Here is a 16361-nt window from a genome sequence, read left to right on the forward strand (position 1 = left end):
ACGTATAAGCACAGACACTTTGTATTCTAAATTATATTTGCAGGAAAACTACCAGACCTGAATTTTACCAGAAAGTAATTTTTTAAACTCATGCGTCTTGCTATTAATTTACCCAATCTGCTTCTTGCCGGCGTTCTAATAGTGCTGTTTCCGATGTTCACATCCGGACAAAAAAGTGTCGACAATTATCTTGGTTTACAAGGGCAAGCCCGTTTCGATAGCTTAGAGGTAAGGCAAGCACTGATTCGTGACACGGCTGATAGTGTTACAGTATTTGCTGATATAAAACAGATAAAGGATTACGCACTTAAAACTAAAGACCCGCTCTTCGCCATTTTTGCTGATTATTTAAAAGGGGCTTACTACCTGAATGGCAAGCAGAAGAAAAGAAAAAACCTCTATGAGTACTTTCTGAATGTTCAGTCAGACTTTAAAAAACTCCCTGTTGGCCCGCTTACTGAGATGTTTCGTGCCAATCTTGAAAACCTCTTGGGTATCACTGCTTACTACGAAAGAGATAACACAGGCAGAATCATTAATCATTTTCTGTCTGCCGATTTAATCTATCGAAAAATAGGATATGAGCATGTGTTGTTCGCCGGCAATAAATTATCAAATCTTGGACAATACTATTATGATAGAGCAAACGACTACGATATATCACTCCGGTATCTGAGAGAGGCTGAGAAATACATAGACAAAGATCCGATAGATGTTCAGCGAGTACTTTTTTACAGGACGCTTGCAAAATGCCTCGTAGAAAAAAAACAATATGCCGAGGCCATCAGATATAATAAACTTGGAATAGCGCAGGTACGTCTGAAAAAAGATAGTGTCAGAATAGGTGCACTCAGTGGCAATATTGGTGAAATATTTCTGAATCATCTGCCAAACCCGCAGCAAGCAGAACCGTATTTTCTGAAAGAACTACAAATAAGGTCTCAGTATTCACCTGATGGTGCCGACGATATTGCCAAAGTATACGGCAATCTGTGCCTGATTGAAGGGCTGAAAAATAATCGTGAAAAAGTACATTTATACTATACCAAAGCTTTAAATGAACTGAAAGTATATGAAAATAGTAAAACGCCTTATGTGGTTAATCATGCACTAAAGGTAATTTATAAAAACCGAATGGTTGCTGATACACTTCTGGGCGATTATAAAAGTGCATTTCATCATGTCAGATTATACAACCAGGTGATAGCAGAGCTGAATAAACAAGAATTAAAGTTGGTAACCAATGAGGCTTCTGCCAGATATGAGGCAGAAAACTTTAAACTTCAGGCCGAACTGGCCAATACTCAAGCACGAAATTCCCGTTTCTGGATATTATTTATTTCTCTCATACTGCTAGTGGTAGTAGTAGGAGCTTACTTTGCTTATAACTATCAGCGTCTGAAAAGAAACAAGCTGGCGCAACAACTCTCTTTTGAAATGAAAGAGGCCGAGAGATTAAGCGAACTAGATACATTAAAAACCCGATTCTTTGCCAATATCTCGCATGAGTTCCGTACGCCTCTCACACTTCTGTCAGGGCCGCTATCTGACTTCAGTAAAAAATATCCACACGAACAAATGTTTGGTGTGATGCAGCGTAATCTCTCAAGGCTACAGAATCTCATCAATCAGATGCTTGATTTGTCGAAGCTCGAAGCCGGAAAAATGAAACCCCAATTACAACAGGGAGATTTAGCCGCTTTTATCAAGCACTTACAGGCTTCGTTCGAATCTCTGGCTCAGAGTAAACATATAGGCTTAATCTATGATAAAAAACACTACCTACATATAGCTTATTTTGATGCCGATAAACTAGAAAAAATTGTTACCAATTTATTGTCTAATGCTTTCAAGTTTACACCAGAGGGGGGGATAATTCAGGTAAAAGTCAGATATACCGATACTGATTTTACCATCACTGTACAAGATTCCGGCATTGGTATTGAGCAAGAGCGCCTACCATTTATATTCGATCGTTTCTATCAGGTAGAAGACAGAACCGCCCTTAAAAGTTATACCCGAAATTATGAGGGTACGGGTATTGGATTGGCATTAGTAAAAGAATTAGTAGAAGTATTAAAAGGCAAAATACAGGTTGAAAGCCAAGTGGCTATTGGTACTACTTTTACAGTTACTATACCAACCGATAAAACTACGTGGGAAGAGTTTATCACTGAAGACCCACTGGTGATGAGCAGCCATGAGACTGAAAAAGTAAAGCATGAACCTCTTACTGTAATTAGTGAGAATACCCCCATCAATGCTATTGAAAATCCAACGGATAAAGAGCAACCGATTTTATTGATTATTGAAGACAACGACGATTTAAGAGCCTATATCAGAAGTCATTTTGAACTTACTTACCAGATTATTGAAGCCATTGACGGGCAGGATGGCTATGAAAAAGCATTGGCTTCTATACCCGATTTAGTGATTTGCGACCTGATGATGCCCCGATTAGATGGGTTTAGTTTTTGTAAACTTATTAAATCTGATATTCGCACCAATCATATTCCGGTAATTATGCTTACTGCCCGCGCTGCTATGGAAGACCGACTGGAGGGGCTAGAACTGGGTGCAGATGATTATCTGGCAAAGCCGTTTAATACGGAAGAATTACAAATCAGGGTTCGTAATCTGATTGGCATCAGGCAGTCACTTCAACAAAAGTATAGCCAAACTATTATTCAACCATCGGCACCGGCAGAAGACACTGCCCTTAGTATAGACGAGCAGTTTCTACAGAAACTCTATGTCATTATTGACAGAAATCTGCAAAATCCTGATTTTAATACTAATCAGTTTGCAGATGAAGTAAACATGACAGCTGGACAGTTGCGCCGAAAGCTAAAAGCCATTACTAACCAGAATATCATTGAATTTATACGCCACTACCGATTACAGAAGGCCGCCAATCTCTTACAGAACAAATCTTTGAATGTATCAGATGTGGCCTATGAAGTGGGTTTTGAGAATCTGTCTTACTTCTCAAAAATATTCTTTGAAGAATTTGGGAAATATCCTTCAGAGTGGAATGATTAATTATTTGAACTAGAATACGCTTCCAAGCCGGTAATCGAAGACTGCGCGTCCCGAACTGCGCGTTTCGCCCGCATCTAAAGTTTAGAAAACTTCTATATAATTTTAAAGTGTGACCTCAACTACGCGTCCCGGCCGGGAATCGAAGACTACGCGTCCCGAACTGCGCGTTTCGCCCACATCTAAAGTTCAGGAAACTTCTATCTGATTTTTGAAAAGTGACCTCGCCGGGAATCGAACCCGGATCTAAAGTTTAGGAAACTTCTATTCTATCCGTTGAACTACGCGGTCATATATTATTTTAATCTACAAATCTAAAGTTTAGGAAACTTCTATCGCGCGACGTTCGCTCTATCCGTTGAACTACGCGGTCATGTTTATAGTTGAGTCAGATTGCTCTAACTCAACTACAAATTTCATCATTTTTTTGTTTCAATTAATACAAAATCTTTAAAAAATCCTCTATTCTACCGAAATTTCATCAACAAATAGCCATGCAGGGTTGCCACTTCCTTGGTGATGGGCTGGTAGCTTGCCATAGTTTTTAGCAAACACCCTTACATAACGGGCTTTTTTAGCATCAACTGCTACACCTAATTGTTGCACCGACCTGCTTTGCTCTGCTGTTGCAGCCATCTGGATTTTCTTTACACTCTTAAAGTTTTTACCATCTTCCGACACAAAAACTTCTACTTCGGTTGGTAGCATAATCCACGAAGCACTTGCACCCATAAAGGCAAAAGATACTTTACCTACTTCCATTGCTTGTCCTAAATCTATGGTAATATCCAGGTCTTTGCCTTCAAAACCAACCCATGTAGCGCTGTTGGCTTCTTCGCCTTTTACACCATTGGTTAGGCCATAAGTTTCGCCTCCTGTATAGTTTTTAGGTTGGTTTACCAATGTATACTTGCGTCCGGTAGCTTTGTTGATGTAAAAATATTTGGTTAAAACCTTACCTAATTGCTCGCCTTTACTCGAGAAAGCTGCCGCTCTTACGCTACCATCTTTGGTAATTACTACACCTGTTGGCTTATAAACGGCTGATGAAACAGTAGGCTCCGAGCCATCGACCGTATATCTGATAACAGCATCTTTATCGGCCGATTGCAATTTTACAATTACCTGACTTCTTTCATTCATTGACGACGAAGCCGTAATATCATAATAACTCTTGGCGTAATTAACAGCCAGATATTTCAAACGCTCAAAATGTGTTTTTAAACGACCCGTGAAATCTTCATAGTTTTTGTGTTTCGCCGGCGACCAGCCTATCTCTGCAATAGCGCATATACGTGGGTAAAGCATGTATTCCACATGGCTTGTGGTTGCAATGTATTCTGTCCAGAGATTGGCCTGTAAGCCTAATATATGTTTGGCTTGCTCAGGCGTAAGTTCTTTAGGCGTTGGCTCATACGAATACACTTTTTCTAAAGGCAGGTAGCCACCAATAGCTAAAGGCTCTGTTGTAGGGTCTGACTGATAATAATCTAAATAACAAAAACCTGTTGGGGTCATAATGGCATCATGGTTTTGTTTCGCAGCTGCAATGCCACCCTCAACACCACGCCACGACATAATAGTGGCATTAGGCGAAATTCCGCCTTCTAGTATTTCGTCCCAGCCGATGATTTTCTTTCCTTTCGAGGTCAGGAATTTATCAAAATGCTTGATGAAATAACTTTGTAATTCATGCTCATCTTTCAGGCCTTCTTTCTTCATCAAATCCTGACAGAATTTGCTTTTTTGCCAGGAAATCTTAGGGCATTCGTCGCCACCGATATGCACATATTGGCTCGGGAATAGCTCAATAACTTCAGTCAATACATCTTCCAGAAACTTAAATGTTGTTTCAGTTGGACAAAATACATCATCATGTACACCCCAGATTCCGGTAACTTCATAAGGCCCTCCTTTCAACGATGTTGGCGTACAACCTAGCTCCGGGTACGAAGCCAGCGCAGCCAAAGCATGGCCCGGCATTTCTATTTCAGGGATAACCGTAATAAATTTCTTTTGTGCATAGGCAACTACCTCTTTTATCTCTTCCTGCGTATAAAATCCTTCATGTGGTGTGCCGTCAAACTTCCAGTCGTTGTAGTGACCTTTCATACTTTCTTTGCGTTTCGAGCCTACTTCTGTTAGTTTAGGATACTTTTTAATCTCAATTCTCCAGCCTTGGTCATCGGTTAAATGCCAGTGGAAACGGTTCATTTTGTGTAGTGCCAGTAAATCGATGTGTCTTTTTATGAAAGAAACCGGAAAGAAATGGCGGCTTACATCAAGCATACTACCACGGTGCCCATAACGTGGCTGGTCGAAAATAGTACAAGCCGGAACAGACCATTTTACACTTTTCTCAAGCGAGCTGCTGAATATCTGCGGAGGCAATAATTGTAATAAACTTTGCAAAGCATAAAACTCTCCTTTGCCCGTAGCGGCTGCTATCACAATACCCTTTGCATCGGCTTTTAGTATATAATCTTCTTCGCCCAGAGTTTTGTTCATTGCTTTTGCTTTCAGGGGAGCAAACACAATGGCTTTATTGGCAGGCACCAGATTACTAGGCGCATCTGACTCTTCAATGCTAAGCGTTACACCAGAAGTTACAGCCACACGCTCGGCTAGCATCTCGGCCAGAGGTCTGATTTCAGCAGAGCCTTTCGGAATCACGATTTTGGTTTTTGCATCAATTACAAACTCACCAGCTAGAGGCGTAAGCTCTAATGGCTTCGGGATAATGGTATATTTTTTTTGAGCAATAGTAGAAAACGAAAGAATGAGTAGGCTCAGAAAGCCAAGTATTTTTTTCATGTGTAACGAGTAGTTTTATTGATTACCGGGCAAAATTAGTTTATATCTCTTAAAAAACTTGGGAATAATGGTGTTTTTTGAGAATACGACGAGAAGATATATTTTATTATATACGATGCTCAAATACAACGAAATTGTGGAATTAATGAATACGGCAGCCTTACTAGCTAGTAACTATTTGGCATAAACCCACGCAGAATAACCCAATAAGCCACTATTCAGATTGATAAGGCTCATAATGTGGGTGACAAAAGAAATTCCTTTTCCGTTGACAACGGCACCTAAAAAGCTAAAGGATTTTTAAGCTTACTTAAATCGCACACTTCGCAGAAATTGTGTGCGATTTAGTGCGACATGTGCGATTATGTTATTCGTAAAATGCATTTACAGAACACCGCCCTCTTGAATCTCAATAATTACTAACATATCCATAATATTCTTCTTACCTTTGTATTCTTCCCCTCAAAACTATCGTTAGAAAAAAACTTGATAAAGATATATCGCTGTGATATATTTATATTTGCATTACATTTAAAGATTGTGATTCCGTGCAGAACCAGAATAATTACTTAGACAAACTTAACCCACCCCAACGTGAAGCCGTAACTCATCCGGCAGGACCTTTAATGATTATTGCAGGCGCTGGTTCGGGAAAAACTCGTGTACTTACTTACCGTATCGCCTGGCTTATTGAGCAAGGTGTCGACCCATTTAATATTCTGTCGCTTACCTTTACCAACAAAGCAGCAGGCGAGATGCGCCATCGGATTGAACAGGTGATAGGCAGCGATGCCAAAAACCTGTGGATGGGCACATTCCACTCTATTTTTGCTAAAATATTACGTTTTGAAGGCAAAAGACTTGGTTATACCTCTGACTTTACGATTTATGATACCGACGATTCAAAGTCTTTGATAAGAACAATTATTAAAGAACTAGGGCTCGACGATAAAACTTATCGACCAAACTATGTATTGAATCGTATATCAAATGCCAAAAATGCCTTGGTATCATGGGAATCGTATGCCAATAATCCGATTTATATGGAAGACGATAAAGCGGCTAAAATGCCGGAAATAGGACGTCTTTATAAAACTTACCAGATGCGTTGTTTTCAGGCAAATGCTATGGATTTCGACGATTTATTGTTTAACACAAACGTACTTTTCCGTGACCATCTGGACATATTGAATAAATACCAACACAAATTTAAGCACGTGCTGGTAGATGAGTTTCAGGATACCAACGTATCGCAATATCTGATTACCAAAAAGCTATCGTCGGTGCACCAGAATATCTGTGTGGTGGGCGACGATGCCCAAAGTATCTATGCTTTTCGTGGTGCAAATATTCAGAATATCCTGAACTTCAAAAACGATTATCCTGAGCTACACGTGGTTAAGCTAGAGCAAAACTATCGCTCTACCAAAACCATTGTAAATGCAGCTAACTCAGTAATTGCCCGTAACAAAGAGCAGCTAGAGAAAAACGTTTTTACAGATAATGACGAAGGACAAAAGATTGAGGTAATCAAAGCAGCATCTGACAACGAAGAGGCACGCCTGATAGCTACCAGTATTTTTGAAGCTAAGAATAACGAAGGGCTTAAAAATAGCGAGTTTTCTATCTTATACCGCACCAATGCGCAGTCGAGGGCATTTGAGGAGGCTTTAAGAAAAATCAATATCAAATACCGCATCGTAGGTGGTTTGTCTTTCTATCAACGGAAAGAGATTAAAGACCTGTTGGCCTATCTGCGTTTTACGATAAATCAGAACGACGAAGAGGCTTTTAAACGCATCATCAACCTACCCAAAAGAGGTATTGGCGATACAACTGTAGCCAAAATAGTGGTAACAGCCGTTGAACATAGCCGCTCGGTGTGGGAAATAGTAAGCAACATAACACAATATGTAGCCGGGCGTGCCGGCCAGGCAATTGATGATTTTGCGACACTTATCAAGAGTTTCAAGATAATGATTGAAGAGGGCAAAGATGCCCATACAGTGGCGGCATATATTGCCAAAACTTCGGGTATCTTGCGTGAATTGTATGAAGATAAAACAGTAGAGGGGCTCTCTCGTTACGAAAACGTGCAAGAGTTGCTCAACTCTATTAAACAATATGTTGATAATCCTGAAAACGACGATAAGAGTCTGAGTGCTTTCTTACAGGGAGTTACGCTTATGACCTCGGCCGACCAGGAAGATGAAGACGGCGACAGCGACCGTGTAACATTGATGACGATTCACGGAGCGAAAGGGCTGGAGTTTAAATATGTGTACATTGTAGGGCTTGAAGAAAACCTCTTCCCGTCGCAGATGATGCTGCAAAGTCGTACTGATTTAGAAGAAGAACGCAGGCTTTTCTATGTAGCCATTACCCGTGCAGAGAAAAAACTGACACTCAGCTACGCCGAAACCCGCTACAACTACGGCCGACTGAACTATTGTGAGCCAAGCCGTTTTCTGGAAGAAATAGACAAGAGTTTCTTGCAGATGTCGAAGAGTCGTACGGTTTCTTATGAAGATAAACCTGTAAGACCTGATAGACCGACTTCTACCCTATCGTTCGCCAAGAAAGAGAGTATTATCTCAAATCTGAAACCTGTGCAAAAGGCTGTTCCTAACACGCAGCACACGCCATCGACAAATTTTGTGGCAAGCGATACCAGCCAACTAAAAGAAGGCGATAAAGTAGAACACCCGAAATTTGGTTTTGGAACTGTAAAAAGAATGGACGTTAACGGCACAGACAGAAAAGCAACAATACAATTTGATGGTCAAGGTGAAAAAACCTTATTATTGAGCTTTGCTAAATTGCGGATATTGTAGGCTATTATACAGACCGCTTCGTAGAGACGACATGCTGGCGTCTCCATTGGCCTGTAAAAATTAGAGATTTATCTATTAGATTGGTCTCTCAAATATCATTTTTTGAGGTTTATAGACCCTTGGAGACGCCAGCATGTCGTCTCTACGAAGCGGTTGTTTTTTAAGAATATTGATTTTGTTTTTTAAGAGCTAATAAATAACCCCATCTCTAAAAGATTAAACTCTTCAAAGATGGGGTTTTATATTTCAATAGACTTCAAAAATCCTATGTATGAATTGGTCTGTTATCTGTTGCGGCTAAAGCGGCTTCTTTTACGGCCTCCATATAGGTTGGATGCGCATGAGAAGTACGTGCAATATCTTCGGCACTTGCTCTGAACTCCATCGCCATTACAGCCTCAGCAATCATATCGGCAGCTCTTGCACCAATAATGTGTACGCCTAATACTTCATCAGTTTCTTTATTAGCAAGAATCTTCACCAAGCCATCGGTATCACCACTAGCCGTAGCACGACCTAAGGCTTTGAAAGGGAATTGCCCTGTTTTATAGCTAACACCTTTTGCTTTCAGTTCTTCTTCTGTCTGCCCTACCGATGCAACCTCCGGCCATGTGTACACTACTCCCGGAATCAGGTTATAGTTGATATGTGGTTTTTGTCCGTTCATTATTTCGGCAACCAATACACCCTCTTCTTCGGCTTTATGAGCAAGCATAGCACCACGTATTACATCGCCAATGGCATAAATACCTTTTACGTTGGTTTCTAGTGTGTGCTCGTCTACAACTACTTTGCCTCTATCGGTTGTTACGCCTACTGCTTCAAGGTTTAAGCCATCAATGTAGGCTCTTCTACCGATACATACTAAGCAGTAATCGCCTTTAATCTCAACGGGTTTTCCGTCTGCACCATCGGCCGATACCACTACTTCTTCGCCTAGATTTTCTATTTTGGTAACTTTGGTATTGAAATAAAAATCAGTACCTAGTTTCTTCACTGATTTTTGTAATTCTTTACCCATTGTTTTATCCATCGTCGGAATCATCGAATCGGCAAACTCTACAAATGTTACTTTAGCACCTAAGCGTGCATAAACCGAACCAAGCTCAGCACCGATTACCCCTGCACCAATCACTATCAGGTGTTTTGGAATTTCGGTCAGGTTTAAGGCTTCCGTGCTGGTAATGATTCTTTTCTTATCATAATTCATGAAAGGCAGAATGGTTGGTTTAGACCCTGTAGCGATAATCACTTTCTCTGATGTTATCTGCTCTTCTGACTCATCAGCCTTTTTTATTTTGATAGTATTTTTATCAACAAACGACCCAAAACCATTATAAACCGTGATTTTGTTTTTCTTCATCAAGAAGTTGATACCGTTGTTCATCTTCTCAACTACACCTTTTTTACGGGCTATCATTTGTCCTAAATTTACTTTAGGTGCTTCTATTTCTATACCGTGCTCGGCAAAATGGTGAGCGGCATTATAGTAATGCTCCGACGAGTCAAGCAATGCTTTTGATGGAATACAGCCCACATTCAAGCAGGTACCACCAAGTACATCGTATTTTTCAATAATAGCGGTTTTCATACCCAATTGCGCAGCTCTGATGGCTGCCACGTATCCTCCGGGGCCTGAGCCTATCACCGTAACATCGTATTGCATTCTTTTGTATAGTTTATTCGTTTGTGAAATTTTTGCTTAGTAATTATCTATTCTGATTGTCTGGTCTGATACCTTCCATTCTTGTTTTTTATCGGCATCAATAAACACTATTCCAACCCGATACTCTCCGGCAGGAATCGCATTTTTGAAATATTCATACTTTACACCAAACCCGCCTTTGTCGTAGAACAAACTTTTGTGTTGAATTATTCCCCTGATACCGTTAAATGTTGGTGTAAATCCGAAAAAATACAGCCTTTTGGTTGAATCATTCACAATAAAGCCATAGCGTTCTTTATAGATACGGTCAGTGGCTTTAAGGCTTGCCGGGTCATAATCAACCAAATGCGCATAATGCTCTGCCGATTTCCTTATCAGAAAAGTAGTTTTCTCACTCTTGGTTTCATCAAAAGAGAGTTGCTTTAATGGCGTATCAGGCAAACGATACCAGCCCTTTTCGATAAACTGATTGGTTTGCTTGTTGTGCCTTTCATAAAAATCAATCCCCTCTTGTGCAGTCAGAAAAGGCCAGTATTTGTATCTATCAAAATTAGCAACATCGGCATCAAATGTGGCCTTCAATAACTGAAAACTTATCAGATTTTTCTCTGCCGACTTATACCATATACCCACCGCATATAAAAAGAAAACACCCAATACGCTTAATCGGGCATATTGCTGCCACTTGAAATGTATCAGGAACAAATATATAGTAATGATAAATAATATCGAATAGTTTTTATACCAATCGGGTATTTCAACTTTATGAATGGCACGCACAATGGCGGTCATCATGGCAGTACAAGCCAGAAATAAAAACACACCAAAGCAAAACAAAAGTACTTTGTTATCGACAGGCTTAAACTTGCTTTGTATGAGTTTTAAGAAGAAATACACAAAATAAATGACGATTCCAGCCACGGCCACAATACCAAATGCAACCGAAATCATATTGATATTAGTAAGAAATGCCGCACCCAAAAACCTGAATGCATACATAAAAGTATTGCCATTGAGCGTAGCCTCACCAGAGTTCATCTGAAAACCACTGAAATAAATAGCCAGACTTAAAGCGTAAGCAATACCCGTATAAATAGCCTGACGAAACCTTTGTTGCAGCAACAGTAAAATAATAGCCACAAAAAACACCACAATGCCGTTGCCATTGGAGAAAGTGGCGAAGAATCCGGCAATCCAGATTAGGTAGCTATGCTTGGGGCTGGCAAAACAGGCAAAATAGAACGTAAGTATAGCCAGCACTATGATACTCATATTTGGCACGCCATAGCTCACTATGCTATTGAACATAAACTGGTATTGAAACAACAAAAACGGAATGGGCAGGAAATATGCCCAGCTTATCTTTAAGCGTTTAAAAACCAAGCCATAAATCACAAAAATACCCAGTAGGCTCAGATTACCTAATAATATGAGGTGTTTGAAATTAAGGTTATTTTCTAAATTAAACAAGCCTAACAACACGGCTCTGAAATAGATAAAGCGATGCTGGTTGTGCTGCATGAGCAGCATTTTTATTTTCTCTAGTGCAGTGTTTTTCTGAACGAAAGTTTCGAGGTAATCGAATCCCCAGAAAAAATCATCATAGAAAGGCACATTAGAAGAAAAATGAAAGATAACGTAGCAATAAAACAAAACAGGAATAATACCGAGCAGTATAGCAAATTTTTGAAGTCGGGAGAGAGTAATAAAAAATCGGGTCATACAAATCTTCAATATGAATAAAGCAAGGCTTATCAATCATGCACTGCAAAGCTACATCAAAAAATTTAACTTAGAGCCCATCAAAACAGATAAAATCCAGTAGATAAAAATCATTATCGACTTTCATCTGCCGGATTTCATGTTATTCAATCATCTAATCAGAAGCCTATGCCTGCGTATAGTTTCACATCGTCGAGCGTAATTGTCGGGCCACACATAATCACCAGACGCTCAACTACGTTGCGCAACTCACGCACGTTACCTGTCCAAGGCAGGCTTTTCATGTATTCCATTGCTTCAGGCTCAAAGTCTTTCACCGCATCGCCGTATTCGTCGGCAACATCATGTAAAAATTTCTCTGCCAGGAGCCCAATATCTCCTTTGCGGTCAACCAGCGCAGGAACATGAATCGGAATAACGTTCAGACGGTGGTATAAGTCTTCACGGAAATTGCCTTCTGCTATTTCTTTTTTCAGGTCTTTGTTGGTAGCGGCAATCACACGCACATTTACTTTTATCTCTTTATCACCACCTACACGTGTAATTTTACTTTCTTGTAGTGCTCTCAGTACTTTGGCTTGCGCCGAGAGGCTCATGTCGCCAATTTCATCAAGAAATAAAGTACCGTTATCTGCCTGTTCAAATTTACCGATTCTTTGTTTGATTGCCGAAGTAAAGGCTCCTTTCTCGTGCCCGAAAAGCTCACTTTCAATCAATTCTGACGGAATAGCGGCGCAGTTTACCTCTACCAGAGGTTGGTTGCAGCGGTTACTTTTCTCATGAATCTGCTTGGCTACCATTTCTTTTCCTGAGCCATTAGGCCCTGTGATCAGAACACGGGCTTCGGTAGGAGCAACACGATCAATAGTGTCTTTTACTTTCTTGATAAGGTCTGACTCCCCGACAATCTCATTAATTTTATAGATTCTCCGCTTTAGCGTTTTAATCACCTCTACATCCTTGCTCTTCTCGATGGCATTGCGTACTGTTACAAGTAAGCGGTTCAAATCAGGTGGTTTAGTAATAAAGTCAAAGGCACCACGCTTAGTTGCTTCCACGGCGTTTTCTACATTTCCGAATGCAGAAATCATTACAAATTGTGTTAAAACGCCTTCTTCTTTTGCTTTCAGTAACATTTCAAGGCCATCTAATTTGGGCATTTTTATGTCACACAAAGCTACGTCATAAGGAGTTTTAAGAACCATTTCTAATCCTTCTTCGCCGTCTTTCGCTTCATCTACTTCATATTCTTCATATTCTAAGATGTCTCGCAAAGCATCTCGAATACTTTTTTCATCATCAACTATTAGTAATTTAGCCATCTGGGTTTATTAAGGAGAGTGTGTACAATAAGCAAATAAGGTTTGTCTTAGATTTGTTCAGGGTTTAATCTAAGTTAAAAAAAGTGGAATTTTGAGCAAGACAAATCAAATGATAAGGGCATAGCAAGCTATGGTCGAAATTACTTGATGAAGGCGTGATCAAAATAACGCATTTTTAAGCGAAGGGAATAATCCTGAACAACTTCTCTATTAAGACGCAAAATAATGAAAAAAATCACAAAAACATTTACAAAAATCTTTTAATCTAGTTTTTCACTTATATTACTACCACTTAATCAGTTATTGCATTAGTAACAAATAAGCACTTGTAATTGTTACTAATTTGCAGACATTTTTGAACACAAACAACCCTATGAGAGCAGGAATTATTGGCGCAGGTATTGGAGGCATAGCTACGGCTATTCGTTTACGTAACAAAGGTTATGAGGTAGAAGTATTTGAAGCCAATAATTATGCAGGCGGAAAACTGAGTAGTTTTGAGCAAGGTGCTTATCGTTTTGATGCTGGCCCATCATTATTTACAATGCCCCAGTTTGTAGAAGAACTTTTTGAACTTTCAGGGAAACCTATCAGCCAATATTTTGAATATATCAGATTACCCGAAGTATGTCGTTATTTCTGGGAAGATGGTACTCGTCTGAACGTATCAGCAGATACGAAAGAATTTGCACAAGAAGCCGAAAAGCAATTGGGTGAACCTGCCGGGAAAATCGCCAAAGTACTGAAAGACAGTGCTTTTAAATATGAAATCCTAAGTGGGCTTTTTTTAGAAGATTCGCTCCATAAACTCTCAACCTGGACATCGGCGAAGGCTTTAAGAGGTTACTTAAATTTGCATAAACTAGGCATTTTCAATACCATGAATGCCGCTAATGAGCAGTTTTTTTCTACGCCAAAGGCTGTACAAATGTTCAATCGTTATGCAACCTACAATGGCTCTGACCCTTATCAGACACCTGCTACGCTGAACATCATCCCGCATCTGGAATATAACATAGGAGCATTTTTTCCTAAGAATGGTATGTATGGAATCACCGGAAGTTTGGTGGCTTTGGCTCAGGATTTAGGCGTAAAATTCCACTTTAATAGTCGGGTAAAAGAAATAGTAGCTGATACAAAAGTAAAAGGCTTGAAGATTGAAAAGGCCGATGATAAGCAAAGCGAAGATTTTCGGGTATTTGATATAGTAGTAAGTAATATGGATATTACACCTACTTACCGAAAACTATTACCGAACGCCAAACACCCCGAAAAACTACTTAGTCAGCCAAAAAGTGGCTCAGGATTGATTTTTTATTGGGGTATCAAAAAGGAATTTTCAGAGTTAGGCTTACATAATATTTTCTTTTCTGATAATTACAAGGCAGAGTTTGAGCATCAGTTTCAGAAGAAAACCATTTACCACGACCCAACGATTTACCTCAATATTACCTCGAAATACAAAAAAGACGATGCTCCGGCAGGCTCCGAAAACTGGTTTATCTTACTAAATGCCCCAGCCAACGACGGGCAAGACTGGGATAAAATTATTGCAGAAGCCCGACAAAACGTAATTGCCAAACTAAGCCGAAACCTAAAAACCGACATTGCGCCACTAATTGAATCAGAAAGCATTCTTGACCCTCGGAGCATTGAGTTAAGAACTTCTTCGGTACAGGGGGCTTTGTATGGGAACAGCTCAAATAACAAGTTTGCAGCATTTCTCCGTCATGCTAATTTCTCCTCTCGTATTAAGAACTTGTACTTTGTGGGTGGCAGCGTTCACCCGGGTGGAGGAATACCTTTAGCACTTTCTTCGGCTAAGATTGTGGGTGGGATGGTGGAGGAGGTTTAGGGTTTATTGGGTTTGTAAAAGATTGTTTTAAGCTTATCCTTCCCAATTTAACCTGATTTCTTCTTCCCATTTCTGAAGTTCTTCTTCTTTTAATACATACACGCTAATAGGAAGAGACACATCAAAATTTGCAAGTTTTTTTAGTAATACGTTATCAAAAATTTCAAAATTACACTGACCGCCGTCGAAATATATTTCAATAAAAATCTGTAAATCAGTTACATCATTTGCGATAAATAAAGAATAATTTTTTTCTATAAATTCGATAAAAGATTCATCATATTCGATGATACTATCTTTTGTTGAAAACTTCTTAGGATGCCAAAAAGACATTCCTCCATAATCATACTCATCAGACTTATCAGCAAATTTTTTATCGCTTGGTTTAAAATAAGAAGCTACTAAAAAACTGCCTTCGATATTGTCAATAATTCTATCAGGATAGAAATTATCTCCTATTATTGAGAATATATATTTAAAAATCATATCTAATAGCGTTTTTATTTATGCTCAATTTTAAGCCAAAGTGCATTACTTAATTGAGATTATGAGGACTTAAAGCCTAGCAGGATCATACCTTTCATTACAAAAATCAATAAAATCAATAGAATTCCATGGAGGAGGTTCTTCACCTGTGATACAAGCAATTGGGGAATTTAGATAATTTCTTACCTCATTAAAGACTTCAATACTTTTTTCTGACTCAAGCTCATTTCCATAAATTGAGACTCCAAAAATCATTTTCCCATCATCCGTATATTGTAATGTAAATTGTTTAATATCATTATCGTCATCAAGATTTTGCCAATACAATAGATAATCACAGTCAGGATTTTGATCTAGGTATAAAAGTAAATCTACAGCTGAATAAAATATTTTTTCTGGATTATCTGAATATTGACGAATAACATAATCTTCGGCTAGCTCCCTTCTTAAAGGGAAATACTTATCAAGAAAATCATAAACAAGTTTTGAACTTCTATTATCAACAAAATAGTATGAATCTATGTATTCTTTAAGGTATTTAATCCAGTCACAACTGCACCTATTTTTAAATAGGCATTTAATTAAAATACCGCTCAAAGAACGGTATAATACTTGGCTCAATA

Annotated in this window: 9 protein-coding genes and 1 tRNA gene; 3 read left to right on the forward strand and 7 right to left on the reverse strand. The window is 39.2% G+C overall.

Going from position 1 to position 16361, the window contains the following annotated elements; genetic code table 11:
• Nucleotides 1–90: 90 nt before the first annotated feature.
• On the forward strand, nt 91–3042 hold the full coding sequence (locus WAE64_RS22075) for a hybrid sensor histidine kinase/response regulator transcription factor (RefSeq protein WP_340239955.1): 2952 nt from the start codon (nt 91–93) through the stop codon (nt 3040–3042).
• A 216-nt stretch (nt 3043–3258) separates the two neighbouring features.
• On the opposite strand, the gene WAE64_RS22080 is transcribed toward WAE64_RS22075, so the two are convergent.
• Nucleotides 3259–3330, reverse strand: a tRNA-Arg gene (locus tag WAE64_RS22080).
• A gap of 171 nt (nt 3331–3501) precedes the next feature.
• Nucleotides 3502–5853 (reverse strand): glycoside hydrolase family 20 protein, encoded by a 2352-nt coding sequence (locus tag WAE64_RS22085; RefSeq protein WP_340239956.1) that lies wholly within the window; start codon nt 5851–5853, stop codon nt 3502–3504.
• A gap of 548 nt (nt 5854–6401) precedes the next feature.
• On the opposite strand from WAE64_RS22085, the gene WAE64_RS22090 reads away from it, so the two are divergent.
• Nucleotides 6402–8687, forward strand: coding sequence for an ATP-dependent helicase (locus WAE64_RS22090; RefSeq protein ID WP_340239957.1), 2286 nt, complete (start codon nt 6402–6404; stop codon nt 8685–8687).
• Nucleotides 8688–8952: 265 nt separating this feature from the next.
• Here the strand turns inward: WAE64_RS22090 and lpdA are convergent, their stop codons facing one another.
• The 3 genes from lpdA to WAE64_RS22105 form a co-directional block, all read right to left on the reverse strand.
• A complete protein-coding gene (gene lpdA / locus WAE64_RS22095; RefSeq protein ID WP_340239958.1) occupies nt 8953–10353 on the reverse strand; it encodes a dihydrolipoyl dehydrogenase in 1401 nt (466 codons plus the stop codon).
• 36 nt (nt 10354–10389) lie between these two features.
• Nucleotides 10390–12075, reverse strand: a complete 1686-nt coding sequence (locus WAE64_RS22100; RefSeq protein ID WP_340239959.1) for a hypothetical protein — start codon at nt 12073–12075, stop codon at nt 10390–10392.
• A gap of 158 nt (nt 12076–12233) precedes the next feature.
• Nucleotides 12234–13397 (reverse strand): sigma-54-dependent transcriptional regulator, encoded by a 1164-nt coding sequence (locus WAE64_RS22105; protein WP_340239960.1) that lies wholly within the window; start codon nt 13395–13397, stop codon nt 12234–12236.
• 373 nt (nt 13398–13770) lie between these two features.
• Between WAE64_RS22105 and crtD the strand changes: the two genes are divergently transcribed.
• Nucleotides 13771–15252 (forward strand): 1-hydroxycarotenoid 3,4-desaturase CrtD, encoded by a 1482-nt coding sequence (gene crtD / locus WAE64_RS22110; protein WP_340239961.1) that lies wholly within the window; start codon nt 13771–13773, stop codon nt 15250–15252.
• Nucleotides 15253–15285: 33 nt separating this feature from the next.
• On the opposite strand, the gene WAE64_RS22115 is transcribed toward crtD, so the two are convergent.
• On the reverse strand, nt 15286–15738 hold the full coding sequence (locus WAE64_RS22115) for a hypothetical protein (RefSeq protein WP_340239962.1): 453 nt from the start codon (nt 15736–15738) through the stop codon (nt 15286–15288).
• 69 nt (nt 15739–15807) lie between these two features.
• Entirely contained in the window at nt 15808–16359 is a 552-nt protein-coding gene (locus WAE64_RS22120) for a hypothetical protein (protein WP_340239963.1), read from the reverse strand.
• Nucleotides 16360–16361: the final 2 nt, after the last annotated feature.

It is taken from the genome of Emticicia soli, assembly GCF_037860775.1.
GTDB classification, from domain to species: Bacteria; Bacteroidota; Bacteroidia; order Cytophagales; family Spirosomataceae; genus Emticicia; species Emticicia soli.